The sequence below is a fragment of the Vibrio sp. MA40-2 genome (assembly GCF_047302445.1).
Lineage (GTDB): Bacteria > Pseudomonadota > Gammaproteobacteria > Enterobacterales > Vibrionaceae > Vibrio.
In genome coordinates this window covers 2,536,956-2,561,593 of the sequence record NZ_CP178628.1, presented here as the reverse complement: position 1 = coordinate 2,561,593, position 24,638 = coordinate 2,536,956, and the positions used below count along the sequence as shown (strand labels likewise).

Here is a 24,638-nt window from a genome sequence, read left to right as displayed (position 1 = left end):
GATGCGTTTTATACTACCTGTAGTTTTAAGTACTTTTATAGGCGGCGTTCATGCGGGAACCTCTGATACAGATGTTCTTTCTACAACAAATAATAGCCGTAGTGTTTATCTCGAATTTAAAGATTCAAGCGCAGTATTTGCTCAATCGACTAAGCAATTGAGTGGTAGCATTGATCACTATTGTGAAACTCCGAATAACCAGTCAATACAAGAGGTGAGAAATAGCTGGCATTCTGCAATGCTTAACTGGAATCGTCTTCAAGGTTTTGATCGAGGTCCAATCGAAGCCTTAGAAAAGAATTGGTCGATTCAGTTTTGGCCAGACAAAAAGAATACCACTGGTAGAAAAATGCAAAATTTGGTTAACGAAAATAAACCAATTAGTGTCGATGACATTGCGAATAGTAGTGTTACCGTACAAGGTTTAGGTGCAATTGAATGGCTGTATTTTGAGCCTAAATCACCACTATCAAGTGACAGCGTAACAACGTGTCACTTGGCAAGCGTAATTAGTGAAAATCTGGATAACAATGCCACATTCATCGCTCAAGCATGGAATGTGAACCCATGGGTTGAACTTGATGAGCAAGAGTGGACACAAGAGTACGTTAGTTTGTTATCAAATCAGCTAGATTTTAGTATGAAGAAGTTGAGTCGTCCTCTAGCAAAAATAGGCCAGCCTAGACCGTATTTTTCTGAATCTTGGCGTTCTCATTCATCGTTGGATAACTTACAAAGCAATGTAGAATCGTTTAAATCGATCTATTTTGCCAATGGCAATGGTATGCACGCAGCATTGATTAATCAAGGACATGCGGACTTAGCCGCACGAATTGAAAATCAAATTAATCTGCTTGCTGAAAACTGGCCTGAAGAATCTAGTTTATTTCGTTCGTTACAATCTAAAGATGGCTACCGTGAAATACTCAGTGTTTATAACAAGTTTGAATATCTTAAATACTTAGTTTCAGAAGAACTAGCGGTTAACCTAGGTGTTGTCGTGGGGTTCAATTCAACTGATGGCGATTGATTCAACTAGGCGAAATTTAATCAAAGCGGCATTATTGGCTAGTATTTCGCCTATGTCACAAGCATTGCCGCTTATAAGCAGTGCTGTCACTACCAGCCGCAAGGTTACTGGGACAGGCGCTTTTATCGGTTGCGCTGTCGATTCCAGTGGTCAATATACTGCGGTTGTTGCTTCTGAAAACGGCGCTCCTGTTCATTCGATCACTCTTCCTGCAAGGGGACATGGTATAGCTGTGTCTCCAAATCAATTGAAAACTGAAGCGGTGGTATTTGCTCGTAGACCAGGCGTGTTTTTTCAAGTAATAGATTACGTAACTGGCGAACGCTTATCCTTTATTTCAGCTCAACCTAAGCGTCATTTTTACGGACATGGTGCTTATTCCAATGATGGAAATTGGTTGTTTGTTACCGAAGGTGAGTCAAAAACCAGTGCCGGTATTATTGGTGTATATGATGCGACAAATTCTTATAAAAAAGTTGAAGAATTAACTGGGTTTGGTATTGGTCCACATGAAATTCGAGTCTTAGATAATGATGATATCGTCGTTGCTGTTGGTGGGGTTCATACCAATGGTAGAACGCCGCTCAACCTTGAATCGATGTTACCTGCTCTGTGTTATTTTAATTCAAAAGGCCAGTTATCAGAACAAGTAAATCTTAGTGATAAAAAGCTTAGTATTCGGCATTTATGTACGCCTAGTTCGAGTATGGTGATTTCTGGTCAGCAATACAGAGGAGATACCGATGATACTCCGCCATTAATTGCTGTGCACAAAAGAGGGCAAGCATTCTATCATCTACAAGCTGAAGATGAGCAATGGGCTCGCTTTAATCACTATATAGCCAGTATAGAAGTGGTTGATGATTTGCTGTTAGCCACTTCTCCACGGGGGAATTGTTATGGTATTTGGTCGTTATCAGACAATCAATTACTCGAGATTGACGTACTTCCCGAGGCTTCAGGTGTAGTCAAATACAAGCAAGGTTTCTTTGTTAGTTCTGGCTCTGGTAGGGTAGTAGATGTAAACGGCAGTGGTCACAGTCATCTACATAAAACATCAGTTTTGTGGGATAACCATTTGGCGAGAGTTGGGTAATTAACCAGTATCAGAAATGCAAATAATTGAATTTGTTATCCAGTTTGCTACACAGTTTATTATGCCTAGGCATTCTACATGCTATATTGAGTTTAATTATAAAGATAATTAAACGGTTGTAGTATGAAATGTCGTCTGTTCGTATCGTTTTGGGTTTTATGGTTTTCAGCATCAGCCACCGCACTAGAAGATCTACCCGATCTTAGAAGTCTCGATTTTGGAAGTCAATTTTCCTTAGAGATCACTTATCCAGAAATCGTACATCAAGTCTATGCGGCGGAAGAGTTTCAATTGATATGGCACGATCCCACACTTAGCCAGCAGTTTGAGTCTATGCTAATTATCATGCATTACTCTGGCCTGAGTGAGCTGTTTTCATCGCGGTTGACTACTTTACAACAGTATAGACGTGCTGGTTTATGGTACAAATATGACGTAACGGCGACAGATACCTTATTAAACTACATGCACTATGTTTCGTTAGTTTCATCGCAGGGAGCTGAGTGGTACTACGGCAACAATATTCAATTGCCAACAACTCAGTTAGAGCCTGCTCTTGTCAACTCACTCATTAACACCATTAATCAAAATAGGCTGCGTGACTTTATTGCTTCATTACATGCCACGCCTGAACATCGAGATTCGCTAAAACATGCAGTAACCATACTTAGTCATGCCATAGATACAGGTGTTGACAAGTACCAACAAGATGCTGTCGCGCATAAAGGCGATATATTACTTAATAAAGCGCAATTATTAGCAAGATTAGATGTGGTTGGGTTGACGCACACTTCCAACACAGAGGCATCATTGATATTTGATGATGAACTGTATCAACTGGTTAAACAGTTTCAAACAATGCATGGTTTAAAACCTGACGGTGTTATCGGCAAGGAAACGTTGTATTGGATAAACGTTTCACCGCAACAACGGTTACATTCATTAGCGTTAAATACCGAAAGATCACGCTTAATGCCGAAAGATAGGCAAAACATTATTATTGTTAATTTGCCTAATTTTCAACTGTCTTATTGGCATAATGGTGAGGCACGTTTTACTTCAAAAGTTATTGTGGGCAACAAGAAAAGAAAAACGCCACTATTATCGATAAAAATGGATACATTAATATTTAATCCATCTTGGAATGTTCCTAGAAAATTAGTTCGCGAAGATATTATTCCTAAAATAAAAAAGGATGAGAATTATCTTGAACGTATGAATATGAAAGTGATTAAGAGCTGGCGTACTCGAGAGGAAATAGACCCAAGCACGATAGACTGGCAAACTATTGAAGCGGATAATTTTGCCTATAATATGACGCAAGGTCCAGGCAAACAAAATGCACTGGGTGAATTGAAGTTTAATACGCCTAATGCGCGCGCTATTTACTTACATGATACTCCCGCTAAATATTTATTTAATAAAACCTATAGAGCCTTCAGTGCCGGTTGTATTCGAGTGCAATATGCAGATAAATTTGCTAATACCTTAATGCAGGTTCAAGGTATTGAACCGCCAAAACAGTCTGTCGGTCCACCAGTTAGTGCTAAAGTTGCGTTACGTCAGCAAATTCCTGTCCATTTAGTGTATCAAACAGCATGGATAAAAGATGACGTTGTTCAGTATAGAAAAGACATTTACGGTTATGATAAAACGCCGTCACGGTTAGTTTTAACACAAAATTGACAGTTGGCTTAGGTTGATAAAAACGTTAATAAAACTAGTCATAAATCAAATTAATTGGTGTGTGTTTCGTGTTAAGTGTGATCCGTTTGTTTGACGCTGTTCGATTTATAGGCTAGTTTGCCGAAAATAATTTATTAACCGTTAACTTAGTAACTAGTATTTATATGTCTTTTACAAAAAATGATCGCCGTGAATTTTTAAAACGTGTTAGCGGTACAGCAGCTTTTGCCGTTTGTATTCCCTCTAGCGCCTTTGCCAGTCTTATTAGTGACAAGCAAATCAGTGATAAGCAAACCAAACTCAATCAAGTCTTACATAATAACAGTAAGATGAAGTTTAAAAACCTTCATACTGGTGAAGTGTTGAATACAATCATTTCTGCCAATAAGACGATAGCGACAAGTGAATTTAGTAAGATAAATCACATTTGCCGTGATTTTAGAAAAAATGAAATTTATCAAATGGATGAGCAGTTAATACTTCAATTACATAATATACAAAGTGTGTTGAAAACTGATGCTGAAATTCAAATCATCTCTGGTTATCGTTCGCCTGCAACCAATGAAGCATTGAGGTCAAAATCAAATAATAGTGGTGTTGCGAAAAAAAGTTTCCATATGCTAGGTAAAGCAATGGATTTTCGCTTAGAAGGGGTGCCTTTGATTGACGTTCGTGATGCTGCTCGAGACCTTGCCATGGGTGGAGTCGGATACTATCCAAATAGTAATTTTGTTCATATCGATACGGGACCCGTTCGAACTTGGTAACTCGCTTGTAATATCAACTCTGCAATGTCATAGTTTTGCTATTGGTTTAATTACATATGAGCAAAATTATGAGTCTTAAATATCAAATCGTCCCTGTCACTTCTTACGCACAGAACTGTTCCATTGTTTGGTGCGATGAAACCATGAAAGGTATTGTTATCGATCCTGGCGGGGATGTTAAGCAACTCATTATGCTGATCAACGAATTACAAGTTGATGTAGTCAATTTAGTTTTAACTCACGGACATCTTGACCATGTTGGTGGTGCTCAAGAGCTCGCCGAGGCACTATCTGTTGATATTATTGGTCCACATAAAGCAGACAATTTTTGGTTACAGGGACTTGAGGGGCAAAGTCAAATGTTTGGTTTTCCCCTTACCGAAGCGTTTGAACCACAGCAGTGGTTAGAGGAAGGAGATACCATTTCTTTCGGTAACCTGTCGTTGGATGTATATCACACGCCCGGCCATACACCTGGCCATGTTGTTCTTTACAATAAGAATGCAAAAATTTCCTTTGTTGGTGATGTATTGTTCGCAGGAGGCGTAGGAAGAAGTGATTTTCCTCAAGGCGATCACGCAACACTTATCTCTTCGATTAAAAATAAACTGTGGCCACTTGGCAACGATGTTGAATTCGTACCAGGACACGGGCCTATGTCTACTTTCGGCAAAGAGCGTAAAACCAATCCATTTGTTGCTGACGAAATGCCGCTCTACTAATCTGCTTTAAATAACACGGGCGTGAGTAATACTTACCCACAATAGAAATGTGCTATTTCAATGAAAGTAAGTTCAGGAAACGCCCAACGTTATAACTAAAGTTATTCATATTTGTTGGTTTAATAACCTAGCTCATGGCTAATACTATAAATAGCGTGCTGTTTTTGGTATAAATGCGCCTTTATTTTTTTATCGCTAAGATAATTTATTTACCACTACTAAAATTTAGGTCGCTAGCGCGTTGTTATTTTGCTTATTTGAGTGGCTGAGCGGCGCTTTGATAGCTTGATGTTAATATGCCTATTTAAATTGAATACTAACGACTTAAACTTGCTTGGGTAGTGAATTTGGGAAATATATAAATGAGACTTGCTCACAAACGCAAAGTGCAGATGAAACTGCAAAAACAACTAAAAACCACCGTTATTACTACGGCTAATACAATCAAAGGGACATTAAATTCAGCCACTGTAGTGGTTGAACCTACACTAGCGGAAGTGAATTCTACCGTTTCTGACAGAGCGAAGTCGGTAAGCTTAACGCCCAAGCAACAACAAGTTTTAGATATTGTTGTAAAACAGTCACAAGGAATTAACTCCAAGAGCATTGGATTAGAAGCGGGTCAAGAAGAAGCAAAAGCCGCTTCCTGGGCAGCAGGTGCACTGAAAAAATTACTAGAAGAAAATTTAGTAGAGAAAATTCAACTTTCTGGTAATAAAGTGCAATATAAAGCAATCTGATCTAACTATAGACTTTAGCTTGCTACAACTAAATTAAAACTGACAAAAGCCCTAAAAGGGCTTTTATCAGTTTTATTACCAAGCTTTTACATTATTCTTTTTAACTCCTCACTGAGACTCGACTTCTTGTCATACATTACTGCGTGATATCACATATTTGTAACAAATAAATGAAATTATCTATTGGTATTTACGTAAGTAAAATTATTCGTATTTATTTTTCCCTTATATTTAATATCAATATAATCAAATATTTAATTTTAATTATGGCTTATAGAATACGTATAAATACGTACTACCAAAGTCTTTGGGTGTCAGAAAACATTATTCTACTGCGTGTTCTTTCTCATTTTATAGCATTCATAAATTGTTCATTGTTACCGACTCTGCTTATTGAAAATGAGCAAGAATAAAACCACAAAGGACGTAGATATGAGCCTAATTTTGAAATCAGTGAAACGAGTATTCGCGGGCACAGCGGTAGTAGCCGCAGCTTGCTCTGTTTTGGTCGCAACGAGTGCAACAGCAGCAGATAAAGTATATAGACTAAAACTTGCTGAAACATGGGGGCCAAACTTTCCTGTTTTTGGTGATGCAACTAAAAACATGGCAGAGATGGCAGAGAAAATGTCTAACGGGCGCTTAGTTATTCGAATAGATTCCGCCAATAAACACAAGGCACCATTAGGTGTGTTTGATATGGTGAAATCTGGCCAATACGACATGGGGCATTCAGGCTCATACTATTGGAAGGGAAAAGTACCGAATACACTCTATTTCACGTCTATGCCATTTGGTATGACGCCATCTGAACAGTACGCATGGTTTTATCATGGTGGTGGTATGGAACTCATGGATAAAGTGTATTCGCCACATAATCTACTGTCTTTCCCTGGCGGAAACACTGATATTCAAATGGGCGGCTGGTTCCAAAAAGAGATTAACACCCTAGATGATCTTAAAGGGCTAAAAATGCGTATTCCAGGGTTTGCTGGTGAAGTATTGGCTGAATTGGGCGCAAAACCAACTAATATTGCACCGGGAGAACTTTATACCTCTTTAGAGCGTAAAACGATTGATGCATTAGAGTGGGTCGGTCCATCGTTAGATTTGCGTATGGGATTCCATAAAATTGCACCTTATTATTATACTGGATGGCATGAGCCAGGTTCTGAATTGCAGTTTTTAGTTAACAAACGTGTTTGGGAGAAATTGCCAGACGACCTTCGTGAAATTCTTAGAATTTCGATGCGTACCGCGGCTTATGACATGTATACGCAAGCAACGCATGAAAGTGGAAAAAACTGGGTATCGATTAAAACAGAATATCCTGATGTTCAGGTTAAAGACTTCCCACCAGAAGTAATGAAAGCGATGCGCGCAGCGAACGATAAACTTTTAGCTGAGCATGCCGCGACCGATCCATTAACAAAAGAGATTCAAGAATCTCAAGCGAGTTACCTAAAACAAGTGCGTTCTTGGACTGATATTTCTCATCGAGCCTATCTAAATAGCCAAGCAGCGACCAAATAATTAGAAATTGGCAAAAAAGAACAAGAAAACTAACCGCTTGGTCTAGTAGATAGAGTAGAAATCCATAATAATAACCAGCGCTGCCACTAGGCAGCGTTATATTTTTTAATTATATATTCCACGGAGTACGGAATGAGAAGTCTGATCAAGATGGAACAGATGTTCAATCGTATAGGTGATCTATTAGGCGTCATAGCCAGTGTATTATTTATTCTACTTGTTATTAATGTCGTTTATGACGTTGTTATGCGCTATGCATTCAATGATGTATCTATCGCTTTCCAAGAATTAGAATGGCACTTATTTTCGGCGGTATTTTTACTTGGTGTTCCTTATGCTATTCGTGCGGCGGGACATGTTCGAGTTGATATTATTTACGAAAGATTATCAGTAAGAGCGCAATCAATTATCGACCTACTCGGTACAATTTTTTTATTACTGCCTTTTTGTTTATTGGTGGCTTGGTATGGAATTGATTTTGCGAAAGAGAGTTATGCATTAGGTGAAACTTCGGGCGATCCCGGCGGGCTTCCATATCGCTGGATAATAAAAGCCATGATCCCATTGTGTTTTGTCTTTATGGCGGTTAGCGGAGTCGGGTTATTGTTACGCTCTCTCAATAATATAATTCGTCCTAACAGAATGGTTCAACAATCTCAAGGGAGTGAGTCATGATCGGTATCGTCATGTTTGTAGTTGCCTTACTGGCGTTATTACTTGGTTTTCCAGTTGCTTTCACCTTTGGTGGCATTGCTCTGCTATTTGGTGTTTGGGCTGAAGGGTTCGACATGTTTGCTTTCATGCCCTATCGCATCCAATCGATTATGCAGAATACGGTGTTAATGGCTGTACCACTGTTTGTCTTTATGGGCTTAGTGTTGCAAAAAACCAAATTAGCTGAGCAACTTTTAGAGTCGATGGGACGGTTATTTGGTGGTGTCAAAGGTGGCATCGCAATCTCTACCGTTTTAGTTGGTGCGTTGCTTGCGGCTTCAACAGGTGTCGTTGGAGCATCTGTTGTCGCAATGGGACTAATCTCTTTGCCCGTCATGCTTAAATATAATTACGACAAAGGCCTAGCTTGTGGCACCATCTGTGCGTCAGGTACGCTAGGGCAGATCATTCCGCCTTCTATTGTATTGATTTTATTAGGTGATGTTTTAGGGGTGCCAGTTGGTGATTTATTCCATGCCGCAATTGGTCCTGGTTTTGTTTTAGTTGCCGCGTATGTAATATATATTTTGATATACGCTAAACTGAATCCAGAAGCGGCTCAGCCTCTTGAACGAGATTCTAATGTATCTCGTAAGCAAGAAGTGTTTACCGCATTGAAAGCAATCATTCCACCATTGGCATTAATCGTGGTTGTTCTTGGGTCGATTTTTGCAGGGATTGCGACCCCGACAGAATCTGCTGCGTTGGGTGGTATGGGTGCAATCGTGTTGTCACTATTGTATAAACAATTCAGTTTCAGAATGGTTTACGATGCCTCTAAAGAAACCGTTAAAGTCACGGCTATGGTATTCGCGATACTTCTTGGCGCTACCGCTTTCTCAATGGCATTTAGTTATACTGGTGGCGATCTTCTGGTTGAAGAGTGGATGCTGGAATTACCAGGTGAAAAATGGGGCTTCCTAATCATTGTTATGTTGGTTATTTTAGTCTTAGGTTTCTTTATTGATTTTGTTGAAATTTGCTTCATTATTGTACCGATCATTTCACCTATAGCCGAGTTAATGGGTATTAATATGGTATGGTTTGCCATTTTAATTGCGATGAACCTTCAAACCTCCTTCTTAACGCCTCCTTTCGGCTTTAGTTTGTTTTATTTGAAAGGGGTAGCACCTAAAGGTGTCACAACGTCCGATATTTATCGCGGTGTTTTACCTTTTATCTTGATACAAATGGCCGTTTTAATCAGTATTTTGATTTTCCCAAGCTTTTACGGAATGTGATCAAATACGAGCTTAAAAGCATGTAATTACAATTTGTTAACATAACTTGATATGATAAAGCCGCTCCTACTGATGAGCGGCTTTTTTATTCAAGGAATACAATGCATCTCAAAGTAAAGTTAATCCTATTAACCCTCATTCCATTGATAATGGTTTCGGCGAGTATTAGCTGGATCTCTATTTTTCAAGCCAAAGCTCTTGGTAATAAAGAAGTCGAAATATTTCGTGAAAACTTGATTCGAGCCAGTGAATCCGCATTGAAAGATAGCATTGATATGGCGATTAGTGCTATTGACCCTATCTATCAAAGTACCCATGTCACGGAGAATGAAGCTAAAAATCAAGTCAAAAAAATATTAAATCAATTAAGTTACGGCAGTGACGGTTACTTCTTTGTTTATGACAAAAATGGGACAAATCTGGTTCATCCTATCTTGCCATCTCTAGTTGGTCAGAACCTTATTGATTTGCAAGATAGTAACGGTGATTTTCTTATTGAAGCGCTGCTATTTAAGGCGCAATCTGGTGGAGGCTTTCATCACTATTTATGGCAAAAACCTTCGACTAACGAAGTGGTACAGAAGCTCAGTTACGTCACTTGGTTGGAAAAATGGCAATGGACAGTTGGCACAGGGCTATATATAGAAGACATTAGTACTAAAGTTATTGAAATGCAGCAGACGGTGAACAGCAATATTGAAACCACGTTTTTCTCTGTAGTATCTATTTTAGCCGTTACGGTCGCTGTGATTATTGTGCTAACGCTAGCAATTAATTTACATGAACATCGATTAGCTGACCGTAACTTGAAAGAGTTGGCGCATAAAACGGTAATGTTCCAAGAAGATGAAAAAAAACATCTAGCACGAGAGTTGCATGATGGAATAAATCAACTGTTAGTATCAAGTAAGTGCCATTTAGAACTGCTCGATAATAAGCTAGATTCTATTGCAATGAGTGACGACCTTAATCAGCATATCGTAAAGTCTCAACGTTCCTTATCAATGGCTATCAATGAGGTGAGAAGAATTTCTCATAACTTGAGGCCGAGTGCATTGGATGATATTGGCTTGGAAGCGGCATTAACGACGTTATTGAAAGATTTTAAATTACATACAGAAATTGAAATAGAAACCTTATTTGACACTCAACAAGGCAAATTGCATTCAGAAATTGCCACTACCTTGTACCGAGTGACGCAAGAATCGTTAACCAATATAGAAAAACATGCACAAGCGTCTAAAATCACCGTTATTCTGAGCCAGTTAGGCGACATGCTGCAGCTGATTATCCGTGATGATGGTAAAGGGTTTAATGAATCAGATGTTTCGGTAAAAAATGGCATTGGTTTACGCAATATGCGTGAAAGAGTTGAGTTTATTGGTGGTGAATTTGAGTTATCGAGTGAGCCGCAGTTTGGTACGGAAATTACAGTATTGCTTAATTTGGATGGGTTAATGGTATGGAAACAGCGATAAGAATAATAATTGTAGATGACCATCAAGTCGTGCTTGAAGGATTTATGGCTAGACTAGAACTTGAACCAGAAATTAAAGTCGTGGCTACGGCATCCAATGGTTTGAAAGCGATAGAGTTAGTCAAACAATTTGAGCCTGATGTGGTTTTGATGGATGTCAGTATGCCAGTAATGAATGGTATAGAAGCAACTCAGTTGATAAAAGAAGAACACCCAAAAGTGAAAGTATTGATGCTGACGATGCATGATAACCGCGAATACATTATGAATGTAATGCAAGCGGGTGCGGTGGGTTACATGCTAAAAGAAATTTCAGCGATTAAAATGGTTCAAGCGATTAAAACTGTGAATTTAGGTTCAACCTATTTTTGTGAATCGACGACTCAAACCTTGTTTGCGGAACAAGTTATTCCATCAGCGCCAAAAGCAAATCCGTTAAGTCGACGCGAAGAAGCGGTTTTAAAGTTAGTTGCGCAGGGCAGTAGCAGTAAAAAAATTGCTACGTTATTGAGCATAAGTTATCGCACAGTAGAAACTCACCGACAAAATATCAAGCATAAGCTGAATATTCATTCTACCGCCGAAATGGCCAAATATGCAGTCGAGAATGGATTGGTTAATTAACATAGCTTAATTATAAAATGGATGGCTTCTAAAAATAGATAAGTTATAAAAAAGATAGGTTATTAAAATATATAGTTCACTAAAAAGGTCGGCGAATGCCGACCTTTGGGTTGTTCAAATTTGATTTAAGCGCGTTGGCTATAAAACCGCGGCAATACCTTTACAAAGTGGTCCCATATTCGCTTTAGTCATGCCCGCGACACTTACGCGACCTGAACCAACTATATAAATAGAGAACTCTTCTTTAAGGCGTTCTACTTGATCTTTATTCAGACCAGAAAATGAAAACATGCCGTTTTGACGTGCAATGAAACTAAAGTCTTTAGTTACGCCTTCTGCTTTTAATGTATCAACAAATAATGTTCTCATTTCTTGAATACGGTCTCGCATTTCCGCTACTTCTTGTTCCCATTCTGCTCTAAGTTCAGCATTGTTCAAGATAGTCGTAACCACTGCCGCACCATGTGCTGGTGGGTTAGAGTAGATTGAGCGAATAATGGCTTTTACTTGTGAGAATGCCGTCGTTGCGATTTCATTAGATTCTGCCACAAGAGTAAATGCACCAACACGTTCATTATACAGACCAAAGTTTTTAGAGAATGAACTCGCAACCAACATTTCTTTATTGTATTGAGTAAATGCTCGTAGACCTGCCGCATCTTCTTCCACACCTTTGGCAAAACCTTGGTATGCGAAATCGAATAATGGGATAAGTTTTTTATCTGCACAAAGTTTCGCTAATTCTTGCCACTCTTCAAGTGTAGGATCGATTCCTGTTGGGTTATGACAACAACCGTGCAATAACACAATATCGCCTTCTGAGGCTTTTGATAGATCGGCAACCATTCCCGCGAAATCTTTCTCTTTTAATTCGGCATTGTAATAGCTGTACTGTACAGTTTCTAAACCTGCACCAGTAAATACACCATTATGGTTAGCCCATGTTGGGTTGCTTATCCAAATTTTTGGTGAACCGAGTTGGCGTTTAATAAATTCACCAGCAACACGCAACGCACCTGTTCCTCCAGGTGCTTGTGCTGTTTTAGCTCTTTGTGAGCTAACAATTTCAGCATCGGCACCAAACAGCAGTTTTTGAACTGCTAATCCGTATTCGGCGGTGCCTTCAATGGTAAGATAAGATTTTGTTTTTTCAGATTCTAGTAATGCTGCTTCTGCTTTTTTTACGGTAGCAAGAACAGGGGTAGTGCCTTGTTCATCTTTATAAATACCAGCGCCCAAGTTTATTTTCTCTGGATTAGTATCTTTTTTAAATAGTTCAGTGAGACCAAGAATCGGGTCAGCAGGTGCGGCATTTACTTTCTCAAACATAATCTTCTTCTTCCGTGTGAATGTGTAGTGGACTGGTTTCTTTATACCTGTATGTAAGAAAACTGACAACCGTAAAAAAGCAGAAAAACACAAATAAAGTTAATTTGCTGAGAATTAATGATGTAAGTCAGAATTCTAGTCATTTTTAGGCTAAATGAAATAGGATGTATTGTTTTTCTTACCGGATGTCATTCTCAATAATGACGAGGAATTTAGTGATAAAAAAGCCACTCATAAAATGAGTAGCTTATTTTGTTAACTAACGTATGGATAGCGTTAAATTACGTCGAATTAGAAGCTTGCACTTCTTGGAGTACGTGGGAATGGGATAACATCTCTGACGTTAGACATGCCTGTTACATAACTAACAAGACGCTCAAATCCTAAACCGAATCCAGCGTGTGGCACAGTGCCATAACGTCTAAGGTCGCGATACCAACTCATGTGTTCAGGGTCGATATTCATTTCTCTCATTCGATCATCGAGAACGTCTAGACGCTCTTCACGTTGAGAACCACCAATAATTTCACCAATGCCTGGTGCAAGAACATCCATTGCGGCAACGGTTTTGCCGTCGTCATTCATACGCATATAAAATGCTTTGATGTCTTTAGGGTAGTTTTTCACAATGACTGGTGCTTTAAAGTGCTCTTCTGCTAGGAATCGCTCATGCTCAGAAGACATATCGATACCCCATTCAACAGGGAATTCGAAGGTCTTACCTGAATCTAACAATATTTGAATTGCATCAGTATAATCAACTTGCGCAAAATCGGTATCAACAAACTGTTCTAGGCGTGAAATAGCTTGCTTATTAATACGCTGAGCAAAAAACTCAAGATCATCTCTGCGTTCATTAAGTACGGCGTTAAACACATACTTAAGCATATCTTCAGCCAGTTTTGCTACATCATCTAAATCGGCGAAAGCAACTTCAGGTTCTACCATCCAGAATTCTGCTAAGTGTCGGCTAGTATTCGAGTTTTCTGCACGGAAAGTTGGACCAAATGTGTACACTTTACTCAAGGCACAGGCATACGCTTCGGCATTGAGTTGACCAGATACGGTTAAGAAGGTCTCTTTACCAAAAAAGTCTTCGTTATAGTCAATATCGCCTTTGTCGGTGCGAGGTAGGTTGGTCATATCAAGAGTGGATACACGGAACATTTCACCTGCGCCTTCTGCGTCTGATGACGTAATCAGTGGGGCAGACATCCAGTAATAACCATTTTCATGGTAAAAACGGTGGATAGCTTGTGATAGACAGTTACGAACACGAGCAACCGCGCCGATCACATTAGTACGTGGTCTCAAGTGAGCAACTTCACGTAAATATTCAATGGAATGGCGAGTTTTAGCCATTGGGTAAGTGTCGGCATCTTCAACCCAACCAACAACCTTGACAGCTGTTGCCGCTAGCTCGAAATCTTGTCCTTTTGCAGGGGATTCTACGATAGTACCTGTTACTTCAACAGAACAGCCAGCGGTCAGTTTTAACACTTCATTAGAATAATTATCTAAATTATTAGGGACCACGGCCTGAATCGGGTCGAAACAAGAGCCGTCATAGATGGCAAGAAAAGAGATACCAGCTTTTGAATCTCGACGTGTACGGATCCAACCACGAACAGTCACTTCACTGTCAACAGTCAATTTTCCGCCTAAGACGTCTTTTACAGGCGCGTAAGTCATTTTTATTTTATTCTCCATAAAGAATTAGATGCGAATAATAGGATGGATAATATCTAAATCAGCATCGCAGCTAATAAGTGTCATATTTTTATTCAAGGTGAGATATTACCTGTCACATGAATAGCTTCAAGCATAAATGACAAATAAACCAAGAAAAAATGAAAATAAACAACAACTGAGTACAAAATACGCGAGTAAAGGTAAAAAGCTGCTGTGTAAATAGGTCTGCTATGCGCTAAATGTTGCTTTTAAGCTCAATTGAGGAGCTTGCTAACTGCAATTGAAGCGCTTGAATAATTTGTGCGGTGACACCCCATATAAAATGTTGCTTGTAAGGAATGGCAAATACACGATGCGAATAAGATTTGAATTGAAAAATCTGGCTATACAATTGTCCAATATCGAATAGATGGCTAGCAGGCACTTCAAAAACAATTTCCACTTCATTTTGATCGATTTTGGTTTGGTAACGATGATCTATCAAAGCGATAATTGGCGTTACCATAAACTTGCTAAAGGTCATAAGGGGGGGTAATGAACCAATAATATCGATCCAATCGGATTGTAGACCAATTTCTTCTTCCGACTCTCGAATAGCAGTATGCACCAGTGACGTATCGGTTTTCTCAAGTTTACCGCCTGGAAAGCTAATCTGTCCCGGATGATGGCGTAAATGACGGGCTCGCTTAGTTAAAATAATATTTAAACCGTTGGCTCGTTCAACACAACCGATTAACACCGCCGCAGGCCGTAATGCCTCTGTCTGCATGTTTTTCAGTCGTTGTAGTGATTCGGCATGGTAATCGACTGGCAGATACAAATTAAAGTGGGTTAAGAGTGTTGAACGATCCATGCCTATATTTCCTTTTCCATTAGCTTAATAGCTATTTCTATACACTATTGGTTTGATCAGCCTATTATGTTTGATACCGCGATCTGTCCTATAAACCGACCGGTTAGAGGTTCTCCAGTACAGGGAGTATTTTGCTAAGCTTATCTATGGTTTCTTGATATTCACTTTCAGCATTACTGTCCGCCACCAGTCCACCTCCAGCCCATGCATAAATCGAATCGTTTTGTGCAATCAAGGTTCGAATAGTAATACTGGTATCCATTTTTCCACAACGACTGATATAACCGATGCTACCGCAATAAATACTACGTCGATGTGGTTCTAGCTCTTCGATGATTTCCATCGCTCTAACCTTGGGAGCGCCTGTAATTGAACCACCAGGAAAACATGCGCGCAGACAATCCATGGCATTATAGTTACAGTCTAGTTTTGCCGTAACGGTACTGACTAGGTGATGAACAGCGGGAAAACTTTCTATTTGAAACAGTGCTGGTACATCAACCGACCCGGGTTCAGCTACTCTCCCAATATCATTGCGTAGTAGGTCAACAATCATCAAATTTTCCGCTTGATCTTTTTCCGCTGTCGCAAGACTAGAGGCATTGGCCATATCTTGAATTTTATTGTTTGATCTTGGTCTGGTGCCTTTAATCGGTTTAGTTTCTATATTTTTATCTTGTATTTGTAAAAATCGTTCAGGAGAAACACTTAGCACGGTGGCATTTTCCAATTGGATAAATGCAGAAAAAGGCGCTTGATTATGATGTTCTAACTGCTGATAGGCTTGCCAAAGTGAGCCTTTGTATTTTGCATGATAACGTTGGGCTAAGTTAATTTGGTAGCAGTCACCAGACAGTAAATAGCCCATTACTTTATCGAACTTGGCTGTATAGCTTTGTTTTGACATGTTGGAGTGCCAACTTGATGTAAGCTCAAAAGTCTCTTGCGTCTGTTGCTGACTTTGAAGCCAGCGTAAATGGCAATCTAGGTTGTCACCGACCATACAAGCTGTTTGTTCTTGGTGGTCAACGATAATAGCCCAATCGTAGATACCCACCGCCATATCTGGAGCGTCAATATCTTTTTCTGCTAGGTTAGGCAGTGACTCCACTCGTCGCCCTAAATCGTAACCAAAGTAACCAAGCGCCCCGCCAATAAAGGGTAAATTTAAGTTATTATTGGAAACAGTAGGTAATAACGAGTTGACTTGCTGCTGAATAAGCGTAAACGGATCGTCAGCCGAACGTTTTACAGATTGACCAACTTTAATGGTAGTCTGGTTATCAATGGTCACTAAAGTCGCGATTGGCTGAGCGACTAGAATATCGTAGCGGCTATCTGGATGAGCAGCGGAAGCTGATCGAAGTAGCATTGACCATGGCTTATTAGCAATGGGAGCAAAAAATGCGTTGGCCAGTTGACGATGATAGTCGAGTGGCATTGTTTTGATATCGTGTTTTTTATCGTTGTTCATTTGTTTAATTTGTGACAAAGGCTTTAATCACTGAATGGCGCTAACTTGTTAGCAAGAGTATCATAATTTAAAAATTAAATAATATTCACTTGATGGTGACTCATCTTCTGAATACATAACGAAATAAAAGAGGCAAGCAATGACAGTCATTCGTAAACAAGATTTAATCAGCAGTGTTGCTGATGCACTTCAATATATCTCTTATTATCATCCACTGGATTTCGTACAAGCCCTTGAAAAAGCCTACGAGAAAGAAGAGAGCCAAGCAGCCAAAGATGCGATGGCACAGATCCTTATTAATTCACGAATGTCTGCTGAAGGGCGACGTCCAATTTGTCAAGATACAGGTATCGTCACATGTTTTGTTAACATTGGAATGAAGGTTCAGTGGGACAGCGATATGACGGTACAAGAAATGGTGGATGAAGGCGTTCGTCAAGCTTATACCAATCCAGATAATCCACTGCGAGCCTCTATTCTTTCTGACCCAGCAGGCAAGCGGATCAATACCCAAGACAACACACCTGCTGTGGTGCACATTAATATGGTTCCAGGCGATAAAGTTGATGTACAAATAGCGGCCAAAGGCGGCGGTTCTGAAAACAAAACTAAAATGGTGATGTTAAATCCATCCGACGATATTGCCGAATGGGTAGAAAAAACCTTACCGACAATGGGGGCAGGTTGGTGTCCTCCAGGTATGTTAGGAATAGGCATTGGTGGTACGGCTGAAAAAGCAGCAGTATTGGCGAAAGAGTCATTAATGGAACATATCGACATTCAAGAATTGATAGAACGTGGTCCATCTAATGCAGAAGAAGAACTAAGATTAGATATCTTCGACCGCGTAAACAAACTGGGAATTGGCGCGCAAGGTCTTGGTGGTTTAACTACCGTTGTCGACGTGAAAATTAAAACAGCGCCTACTCACGCGGCGTCTAAACCTGTTTGTTTGATCCCAAATTGTGCGGCAACTCGCCACACACACTTTACACTTGATGGAACCGGTCCTGCGGAATTGACACCACCTAAATTGGAAGATTGGCCTCAAATTACGTGGGAAGCTGGTGAAAACACTCGTCGTGTAAACCTAAATGAAGTGACCAAAGAACAAGTTAAACAATGGAAAACCGGAGAGACAGTATTATTAACCGGAAAAATTCTAACCGGACGTGATGCGGCGCATAAGCGCATTCAAAGTCTGCTAGAAAGTGGTGAAGGTTTACCTGATGGTGTCGATTTTAAAGGCAAGTTTATTTACTACGTAGGCCCAGTTGATGCTGTTGGTGATGAAGCGGTCGGCCCTGCTGGTCCAACAACATCGACACGAATGGACAAGTTTACCGACATGATGTTGGAAGAAACGGGTTTAATGGGCATGATCGGTAAAGCAGAACGTGGGCCCGCAACCATTGAATCGATTAAACAACATGAAGCTGTTTATTTAATGGCTGTGGGAGGCGCGGCTTATTTGGTGGCGAAAGCAATTAAGAAAGCAAGAGTGGTGGCTTTTGAAGAGCTAGGTATGGAAGCTATTTATGAGTTTGATGTAGAAGATATGCCAGTAACTGTTGCTGTTGATTCTCGTGGCGCCAATGCTCATCAAATTGGCCCAGATACATGGAAGGTAAAAATCGCGGAAGCGTCTAAATAACGTTCTTATATCTGAAAAAACGTGAGGAAACTTACGTTTTTTCTTGATTTATCAAAGGTATGGTATTTAATAAATAGAGTTGTTTTTAATTTTTATATCTAAACTCAATTTTAGATATACCCGTTTAACAATAACAGCTTATTCATCGTGGCTTACAGACAATAGTAGCCGAAAATAAATAGCAAGGAAGGAATATAAATGCCTCGTTTTGTCCAATTTTTACAGATAGTTATTGCCATTATTGTTGGCTTCTTTGTTGCAAGAGATTTAATTTTACATGGCATTGGTGTGTTTAGTCAGCAATGGGTGATGATAAGTGTCGTAACAACATTGCTACTTGAATTGTCGTTGTTTGTGATTTACAAACTGATAGAAGACGATTAGTTTTTGTTACGAAAACCAAAATCGCCACTTAAGATTGAATGGCTATTTTGGTTTTCTCTTCCTTCCTATACTCTGTCTATTATTCTGGCGTAAAGCTTTATTTTAAAAGCTCTATCGTACAGGCCTATCGCAAAATCTTTATTGTTAAACGTCAATATCGTTAAAACATCAATTAGTTTTGTATACTGTCGTTACTTATCTATTTTTTACTTTTCTGTTTTTATTATAAGAGGTAATTGAATCAATGAAGAAAATTCGTCAAGAAGTGAATGATCTTGTTCGTCGTGGCATGGATAGCCATTTACGTTTAGCAGTGACAGGGCTTTCGAGGGCAGGTAAAACGGCTTTTATCACTTCATTGACTAACCAATTGCTGCATATTTCTACCGACGATAATTTGCCATTGTTCACCGCAGCACGAGACAAAAAGCTTATCGGTGCCAAAAGGGTGCCACAAAATAATATGCTGGTGCCACGTTTCGCTTACGATAATGCTATTGAGTCATTACAATCTGATCTGCCTGAATGGCCAGAACCTACCACCGATGTCAGCGAAATTAGATTAGCATTGAGATATAAGCCTAGCAAAGGCGCAAAACGGTTACTGACAGATTCCTCTACGCTCTATTTAGATATTATTGATTATCCGGGAGAATGGTTGTTAGACCTCCCGTTGCTAAATATGACATTTGAACAATGGTGCCAGACGCAATTTGACTCGTTGACCGGTATAAGAGCTTCATTGGCTCAAGAATGGCTTTCAACATTGCAAGATCTTGATCCACTTTCGGATGCAAATGAAAAGCAAATAGAACGAATTTCAGCAGCCTATACCCAATATTTATACGACTGCAAAGCCAATGGATTGCATTGGGTGCAACCGGGACGTTTTGTGTTACCGGGAGAACTAAAAGATGCACCGGTTCTACAATTTTTTCCTTTGCTTTTTAAAGCAAGTGAACAAGAGCTAAAACAAGTAGCAAGTAATTCGTTGTATGGCATGCTCAGAGCGCGATATAAAGAATACCAAAGCAAAGTTGTTAAGCGTTTTTATCGTGATTATTTCTCAACATTCGATAGACAAATAGTGCTAGTAGACTGTTTACAACCATTGAATGCTGGCTATGAATCGTTCAACGATATGAAAAGCGCTTTAGAACAAATTATGAAAAGTTTCCGTTATGGCCGTAGCTCTTTATTGAAAAGAATGTTTTCTCCACGCATCGATAAAGTGTTATTTGCAAGCACCAAAGCTGATCATGTCACGCCCGATCAGCATGCTTCCTTGCTTTCTCTTCTGCAACAAATGATCCATCCTTCATGGCAGCATGCTGCTTTTGAAAACATAACAATGGAATGTATGACGCTCTCTTCTATTAAAGCGACTACCGCCGGCTTTATTGCTAGTGGAGACGACAGTATTCCCGCATTACAAGGCACAACACTCAGTGGCGAGCTAATAACACTCTATCCGGGAGAGGTGCCGAAAAAACTGCCTAAAGCTGATTATTGGCAAAAAAATAACTTTGAATTTACCAGTTTTAGGCCGATGGAATCTGGTCCCGAAACGGCTTTAAAACATGTAAGAATAGATAAAGCGTTGCAATATCTAATTGGAGATAAACTCAAATGACAGAATATAAAACTAAACAAGTATTTAGCCATGATTTGAGAGACGACGCCTTAGATAAACAAAATAGAGAGAAAAACACTCTAGACCAAACTGAGACAGAAGAGATTGAGCTAACAGCCAAAGCAACATTTGAGCAACAAGTCGCATTTATTCCAACCACTGCTGAGCAAGACCAACTTTCCGATTCAGTTGAAAGTCAGTTGGAGGATGTTATTCGTCCTAAAGCTAAAAAACGCTGGTTAATATCAACAACAGTTATTGCGTTTTCGGGATTAATAGCGTGGCAAACCATAGATTCTGTTTACTCTGCAATACAGTCATCAGATTGGCTAGTGATAGGGTGGACGGTATTTGTTGCTGGTTTAGCTGGGTTAGGTATTACCGCAATAGGCCGAGAGTTATTAAAATTACGCCGTTTACGACAACATTTTTCCATTCATGAACAGAGTGAATCTTTATTACATAGTTCAGGTTTTGGCCAAGGAAAATCGTTTTGTCAAAAATTAGCCGAACAAGCCGGTGTCAGTGATGAAAACCCAAACTTTGTTCGTTGGGAAAAAGCGATCAATGAGACACACAATGATGCGGAAGTTTTGCATATGTATGAAGGAATGGTGGTTGCCCAGCAAGATGAACAAGCTAAAAAAATCGTCGCTAAATTGTCGACAGAAGCGGCGGTTTTAGTCGCAGTGAGTCCATTAGCTCTGGCCGATATACTGTTAGTCGCTTGGCGTAATTTTAAGCTTATTGATCAACTCGCCGAAATCTATGGTGTTGAACTGGGTTATTGGTCGCGCATACAGTTGTTTAAATTAGTGCTAACCAACATGGCGGCAGCAGGTGCAAGTGAAGTGGCGACTGATGCCAGTATTGATTTATTGTCTATGGATTTAGCTGGAAAAGTGTCTACCCGAGTCGCTCAAGGGTTTGGTGTTGGGATCTTAACTGCACGATTAGGTATTCGGGCGATGGCGCTTTTGCGGCCTATCCCTTGGAATCAAGAGAATAAAGTACGTCTTGGTGAAATCAGAAAGCTGTTGCTTAATAAACTCAAAAAGACTTTATAAGTGTCTATTTTAAACGTTCAGATAATAAACTGAGTTTGTATTTATCAACTTGACTGCGTAAAGGTGTTAATACAAACTGGTGTCAACTTTTCCTGACACCCTGATGGAGTTTTCTGTGCGCCTTGAAGTATTGTGTGAAGATAGGCTGGGATTAACTCAAGAACTACTTGAGCTTTTAGTTTCGCGGAATATCGATTTGCGAGGTATAGAAATTGATGTCGTTGGTATTATTTATCTAAGTTGCCGAGAGATAGAATTTGAAGCTTTCAGTGAATTGATGGCTCAGATCAGACGTATTAATGGCGTGACTGACGTACGAAAAGTACGTTTTATGCCAAGCGAACGACATAACACCGAATTGGTTTCATTGCTTGCCAACCTGCCTGATCCTGTATTATCGATTAGCCTTAAAGGCAGTATCGACATGGTAAACCACGCTGCGTGTGAGTTGTTAAACAAAAGCGCTGATGAACTAGTAGGCCAACAAATTACGGAATATATTCCCAGTTTTAGCTTTTTAAACTGGATCGAAGGGGCAATAAATCGTACTCGAGAGCCAGCTGTTATTGCCGGGTTAGATTACATTTTAGATATTACTCCAGTGTATATCAGTGGTGAAGATAGCAATGATTCGGTACTGGCAAGCGCGGTAGTAAGTTTAAAGTCGGCCTTACAAGAGAAATTGCCTCCTCATTTTTTACCTGAGTCAAATTCGATTGGATTTGATCACTTTGTTGGTATTTCTAATCGTCATAAAATATTAATATCGCAAGCCAAGAAACTGTCAATGCTCGATCAGCCTTTATTAATAGAAGGCGAAACCGGTACAGGCAAAGAAATGATCGCTCGTGCATGTCACGCTCGTTCTGAGCGCTCAACAAAACCATTTTTGGTCTTAAGTTGTGCTTCTATGCCGGATGATGTGGCTGAAACAGAATTGTTTGGTCATGCTGCTGGAGCCTTCAATCACGAGATAGCGCACAAAGGCATATTTGAGCAAGCAGATGGCGGCATTGTTTTTCTTGATGAAATTGGCGAAATGAGCCCGCATTTACAAATCAAATTATTACGATTTTTACAAGATGGCACCTATCGTCGCGTTGGTGAAGAGCACGAAATTCATGTCGATGTTCGAGTTATTGCTTCAACCAAACAAAACCTAGCTGAATTAACTGAAAAGGGTAAGTTTAGGGAAGACTTATATTATCGTCTAAACGTTTTGACGCTTTCTATTCCGGCTTTAAGGGAAAGATCAAGTGACGTATCCGTATTGCTGGATTTGTTTATTACACGATATTCGCTAGAGCTTGGTATTGTCAAACCTGATATTGATGAAGAAGTGATCGAAGCTCTTTCTAATTACCAATGGCCGGGTAACATTAGAGAGTTAGACAATACGGTTTTACGAGCAATTACTCAATTGAATGGGTCGTCATTATGTATTGATGATTTCCAACTGCCTAAAGTCGAATCAACGATATCTGGTCATATTGGTGTTAATTTAGACGGGTCGTTAGATGAAATAATGCGAGATTATGAATCGCAAATTTTAGATCGATTATATCAATCATTTCCATCCAGTCGCAAACTTGCCAAACGCTTAGGAGTCTCGCACACTTCGATTGCAAATAAATTACGAGAATACGGAATTAAGAAACAATAATGTGGAAGCAATTCAAATTTCAACGCCTTGACAAACGAGTCGGTGATTTACAAATACGTTTGGCAACAAAAGAGGATGCCAAATTAATCAGTGATTATTTCAATAAAAATAAACAGCATTTAAAACCATGGGAACCGACCAGAGAAGCGGCCTTTTTCACTGCAGAAGGGTGGGAAAAGAAACTGATTAAACTAACGGAGCTGCATCTTTTAGAGCTTGGCTTTTATTGTATCATCCTCAAACAACAGACAGGTGAAATGATAGGTACGATTTCATTTAGTAGCTTAACTCGTTTCCCGTTACATTCTTGTAGTGTTGGCTACTCACTGGATAAAAATGCTCAGGGTTATGGTTATATGCGACAAGCACTCAATGTCACTTGTCAATGGATGTTTAAGGAACAAAATATACATCGAATCTCCGCAAGCTATATGCCCGACAATATAAAAAGTGCCGCGGTTTTAAAGTCGCAAGGCTTCCAAAAAGTGGGCTTCGCCAAGGACTATTTATTGATTAACGGACAATGGCAAGATCACTACCTTACTGCATTAATTAATCCCCACTGGCGAGATAAAAATGACAAACGATAGATTAAGCCAACAGCTTGAATTGATCATTGAACTAGATAAATTAAAATCTGTGCTAAGGCGAACTAGAGTCAAAAGTGCAGATAAACGATTTGAAAATAGTGCAGAGCACAGTTGGCATGTTGCATTGATGGCAATTATATTACAAGAGCACGCTAACGAGCCGGTGGATATTGGCAAAGTGGTCAAGATGTTGCTTCTACATGATGTGGTAGAGATAGATGCGGGCGATACGTTTGTCTACGATCTTGTTGCATCTAAAGATCAACAAGAAAATGAACTTAAAGCGGCTGAACGCTTATTTTCTATGCTGCCTGCAGATCAAGCTGAACAGCTGAAAGGTATTTGGCTTGAATTTGAAAGCGCTGAATCTGCCGATGCAAAATTCGCCAAAGCATTAGACCGAATTATTCCGATGCTAATGAATTATCACAACCAAGGACAAAGTTGGTTAGAACACGGAATTGAAAGGCAACAAGTTATCAATATTAATGGTCGAATTGAAAACGGTTCAACGGTACTTTGGCAAAAAGCACTACAAATGATTGATGATTCCGTAGAAAAAGGTTGGCTAAAAGCATAGGTTTAGCTAGTTAATGACTTACAATTCGCCTCATTTGGTGTAGGCGATATTTAAGATTAGTGTGATTTGTATTAGAGCAACTTAGGAAG

The 24,638-nt window shown here is 39.6% G+C and carries 22 protein-coding genes; 18 read left to right on the top strand and 4 right to left on the bottom strand.

Features of this window, described 5'->3' with window-relative positions; translation table 11 throughout:
* The first annotated feature begins 1 nt into the window (after position 1).
* The 11 genes from ACLKML_RS19095 (at position 2) to ACLKML_RS19045 (ending at position 11,630) form a co-directional block, all read left to right on the top strand.
* The gene (locus tag ACLKML_RS19095; RefSeq protein ID WP_413284549.1) at positions 2-1,030 is read left to right on the top strand and encodes an imelysin family protein; all 1,029 of its coding nucleotides are present in this window, start codon (positions 2-4) and stop codon (positions 1,028-1,030) included.
* Complete coding sequence (locus ACLKML_RS19090; RefSeq protein ID WP_413284548.1) at positions 1,020-2,126, top strand: DUF1513 domain-containing protein; 1,107 nt, start codon at positions 1,020-1,022, stop codon at positions 2,124-2,126. The genes ACLKML_RS19095 and ACLKML_RS19090 overlap by 11 nt, the downstream gene beginning before the upstream one ends.
* 123 nt (positions 2,127-2,249) lie before the next feature.
* Positions 2,250-3,812 carry a L,D-transpeptidase family protein gene (locus ACLKML_RS19085; RefSeq protein WP_413284547.1) on the top strand — a complete coding sequence of 521 codons (1,563 nt, stop codon included), beginning with the start codon at positions 2,250-2,252 and terminating at the stop codon, positions 3,810-3,812.
* Positions 3,813-3,976: 164 nt separating this feature from the next.
* Entirely contained in the window at positions 3,977-4,579 is a 603-nt protein-coding gene (locus tag ACLKML_RS19080) for a YcbK family protein (RefSeq protein ID WP_413284546.1), read from the top strand.
* A 68-nt stretch (positions 4,580-4,647) separates the two neighbouring features.
* Positions 4,648-5,301, top strand: coding sequence for an MBL fold metallo-hydrolase (locus ACLKML_RS19075; RefSeq protein WP_413284545.1), 654 nt, complete (start codon positions 4,648-4,650; stop codon positions 5,299-5,301).
* Positions 5,302-5,663: 362 nt separating this feature from the next.
* The gene (locus tag ACLKML_RS19070) at positions 5,664-6,041 is read left to right on the top strand and encodes a MarR family transcriptional regulator (protein ID WP_413284544.1); all 378 of its coding nucleotides are present in this window, start codon (positions 5,664-5,666) and stop codon (positions 6,039-6,041) included.
* Positions 6,042-6,473: 432 nt separating this feature from the next.
* Positions 6,474-7,574, top strand: a complete 1,101-nt coding sequence (locus ACLKML_RS19065; protein WP_413284543.1) for a TRAP transporter substrate-binding protein — start codon at positions 6,474-6,476, stop codon at positions 7,572-7,574.
* A 132-nt stretch (positions 7,575-7,706) separates the two neighbouring features.
* Positions 7,707-8,249: a TRAP transporter small permease subunit gene (locus ACLKML_RS19060; RefSeq protein ID WP_413284542.1), complete on the top strand. Its 543-nt coding sequence runs from the start codon at positions 7,707-7,709 to the stop codon at positions 8,247-8,249.
* Positions 8,246-9,529: a TRAP transporter large permease gene (locus ACLKML_RS19055; RefSeq protein WP_413284541.1), complete on the top strand. Its 1,284-nt coding sequence runs from the start codon at positions 8,246-8,248 to the stop codon at positions 9,527-9,529. The genes ACLKML_RS19060 and ACLKML_RS19055 overlap by 4 nt, the downstream gene beginning before the upstream one ends.
* Positions 9,530-9,630: 101 nt before the next feature.
* Positions 9,631-11,007, top strand: coding sequence for a cache domain-containing protein (locus ACLKML_RS19050; RefSeq protein WP_413284540.1), 1,377 nt, complete (start codon positions 9,631-9,633; stop codon positions 11,005-11,007).
* Positions 10,992-11,630, top strand: a complete 639-nt coding sequence (locus ACLKML_RS19045; protein ID WP_413284539.1) for a response regulator — start codon at positions 10,992-10,994, stop codon at positions 11,628-11,630. The genes ACLKML_RS19050 and ACLKML_RS19045 overlap by 16 nt, the downstream gene beginning before the upstream one ends.
* 138 nt (positions 11,631-11,768) lie before the next feature.
* Here the strand turns inward: ACLKML_RS19045 and ACLKML_RS19040 are convergent, their stop codons facing one another.
* The 4 genes from ACLKML_RS19040 to pabB form a co-directional block, all read right to left on the bottom strand.
* Positions 11,769-12,959: an amino acid aminotransferase gene (locus ACLKML_RS19040; RefSeq protein ID WP_317715118.1), complete on the bottom strand. Its 1,191-nt coding sequence runs from the start codon at positions 12,957-12,959 to the stop codon at positions 11,769-11,771.
* Between the two features lie 291 nt (positions 12,960-13,250).
* Entirely contained in the window at positions 13,251-14,651 is a 1,401-nt protein-coding gene (gene asnS / locus ACLKML_RS19035; RefSeq protein ID WP_413284538.1) for an asparagine--tRNA ligase, read from the bottom strand.
* A gap of 235 nt (positions 14,652-14,886) precedes the next feature.
* Entirely contained in the window at positions 14,887-15,504 is a 618-nt protein-coding gene (locus ACLKML_RS19030; protein ID WP_413284537.1) for a CoA pyrophosphatase, read from the bottom strand.
* A gap of 103 nt (positions 15,505-15,607) precedes the next feature.
* Positions 15,608-16,978 (bottom strand): aminodeoxychorismate synthase component 1, encoded by a 1,371-nt coding sequence (pabB, locus tag ACLKML_RS19025; RefSeq protein ID WP_413284536.1) that lies wholly within the window; start codon positions 16,976-16,978, stop codon positions 15,608-15,610.
* Between the two features lie 139 nt (positions 16,979-17,117).
* On the opposite strand from pabB, the gene ACLKML_RS19020 reads away from it, so the two are divergent.
* From ACLKML_RS19020 to ACLKML_RS18990, 7 genes are all read left to right on the top strand, one after another.
* Entirely contained in the window at positions 17,118-18,632 is a 1,515-nt protein-coding gene (locus ACLKML_RS19020; RefSeq protein ID WP_317715115.1) for a fumarate hydratase, read from the top strand.
* Positions 18,633-18,830: 198 nt separating this feature from the next.
* Positions 18,831-19,016 (top strand): hypothetical protein, encoded by a 186-nt coding sequence (locus ACLKML_RS19015; RefSeq protein ID WP_413284535.1) that lies wholly within the window; start codon positions 18,831-18,833, stop codon positions 19,014-19,016.
* Positions 19,017-19,260: 244 nt separating this feature from the next.
* Positions 19,261-20,649, top strand: coding sequence for a YcjX family protein (locus ACLKML_RS19010; RefSeq protein ID WP_413284534.1), 1,389 nt, complete (start codon positions 19,261-19,263; stop codon positions 20,647-20,649).
* Positions 20,646-21,716, top strand: a complete 1,071-nt coding sequence (locus ACLKML_RS19005; protein ID WP_413284533.1) for a YcjF family protein — start codon at positions 20,646-20,648, stop codon at positions 21,714-21,716. Before ACLKML_RS19010 ends, ACLKML_RS19005 begins: the two co-directional genes overlap by 4 nt.
* A gap of 115 nt (positions 21,717-21,831) precedes the next feature.
* Positions 21,832-23,379 (top strand): transcriptional regulator TyrR, encoded by a 1,548-nt coding sequence (tyrR, locus tag ACLKML_RS19000; protein ID WP_413284532.1) that lies wholly within the window; start codon positions 21,832-21,834, stop codon positions 23,377-23,379.
* A complete protein-coding gene (locus ACLKML_RS18995; protein ID WP_413284531.1) occupies positions 23,379-23,969 on the top strand; it encodes a GNAT family N-acetyltransferase in 591 nt (196 codons plus the stop codon). The genes tyrR and ACLKML_RS18995 overlap by 1 nt, the downstream gene beginning before the upstream one ends.
* Positions 23,956-24,549, top strand: a complete 594-nt coding sequence (locus ACLKML_RS18990) for an HD domain-containing protein (RefSeq protein WP_413284530.1) — start codon at positions 23,956-23,958, stop codon at positions 24,547-24,549. The genes ACLKML_RS18995 and ACLKML_RS18990 overlap by 14 nt, the downstream gene beginning before the upstream one ends.
* The last annotated feature ends 89 nt before the right edge of the window (positions 24,550-24,638 follow it).

Coding starts and splice junctions, on each gene's coding strand:
- pabB (WP_413284536.1), bottom strand. CDS start 16,978: ATGAACAACGATAAAAAACACGATATCAAAACAATGCCACTCGACTAT.
- ACLKML_RS18990 (WP_413284530.1), top strand. CDS start 23,956: ATGACAAACGATAGATTAAGCCAACAGCTTGAATTGATCATTGAACTA.
- ACLKML_RS19050 (WP_413284540.1), top strand. CDS start 9,631: ATGCATCTCAAAGTAAAGTTAATCCTATTAACCCTCATTCCATTGATA.
- ACLKML_RS19095 (WP_413284549.1), top strand. CDS start 2: ATGCGTTTTATACTACCTGTAGTTTTAAGTACTTTTATAGGCGGCGTT.
- ACLKML_RS19015 (WP_413284535.1), top strand. CDS start 18,831: ATGCCTCGTTTTGTCCAATTTTTACAGATAGTTATTGCCATTATTGTT.
- ACLKML_RS19005 (WP_413284533.1), top strand. CDS start 20,646: ATGACAGAATATAAAACTAAACAAGTATTTAGCCATGATTTGAGAGAC.
- ACLKML_RS19085 (WP_413284547.1), top strand. CDS start 2,250: ATGAAATGTCGTCTGTTCGTATCGTTTTGGGTTTTATGGTTTTCAGCA.
- ACLKML_RS18995 (WP_413284531.1), top strand. CDS start 23,379: ATGTGGAAGCAATTCAAATTTCAACGCCTTGACAAACGAGTCGGTGAT.
- asnS (WP_413284538.1), bottom strand. CDS start 14,651: ATGACTTACGCGCCTGTAAAAGACGTCTTAGGCGGAAAATTGACTGTT.
- ACLKML_RS19040 (WP_317715118.1), bottom strand. CDS start 12,959: ATGTTTGAGAAAGTAAATGCCGCACCTGCTGACCCGATTCTTGGTCTC.
- ACLKML_RS19075 (WP_413284545.1), top strand. CDS start 4,648: ATGAGTCTTAAATATCAAATCGTCCCTGTCACTTCTTACGCACAGAAC.
- ACLKML_RS19020 (WP_317715115.1), top strand. CDS start 17,118: ATGACAGTCATTCGTAAACAAGATTTAATCAGCAGTGTTGCTGATGCA.
- ACLKML_RS19055 (WP_413284541.1), top strand. CDS start 8,246: ATGATCGGTATCGTCATGTTTGTAGTTGCCTTACTGGCGTTATTACTT.
- ACLKML_RS19060 (WP_413284542.1), top strand. CDS start 7,707: ATGAGAAGTCTGATCAAGATGGAACAGATGTTCAATCGTATAGGTGAT.
- ACLKML_RS19090 (WP_413284548.1), top strand. CDS start 1,020: ATGGCGATTGATTCAACTAGGCGAAATTTAATCAAAGCGGCATTATTG.
- ACLKML_RS19065 (WP_413284543.1), top strand. CDS start 6,474: ATGAGCCTAATTTTGAAATCAGTGAAACGAGTATTCGCGGGCACAGCG.
- ACLKML_RS19080 (WP_413284546.1), top strand. CDS start 3,977: ATGTCTTTTACAAAAAATGATCGCCGTGAATTTTTAAAACGTGTTAGC.
- ACLKML_RS19010 (WP_413284534.1), top strand. CDS start 19,261: ATGAAGAAAATTCGTCAAGAAGTGAATGATCTTGTTCGTCGTGGCATG.
- ACLKML_RS19030 (WP_413284537.1), bottom strand. CDS start 15,504: ATGGATCGTTCAACACTCTTAACCCACTTTAATTTGTATCTGCCAGTC.
- ACLKML_RS19070 (WP_413284544.1), top strand. CDS start 5,664: ATGAGACTTGCTCACAAACGCAAAGTGCAGATGAAACTGCAAAAACAA.
- ACLKML_RS19045 (WP_413284539.1), top strand. CDS start 10,992: ATGGAAACAGCGATAAGAATAATAATTGTAGATGACCATCAAGTCGTG.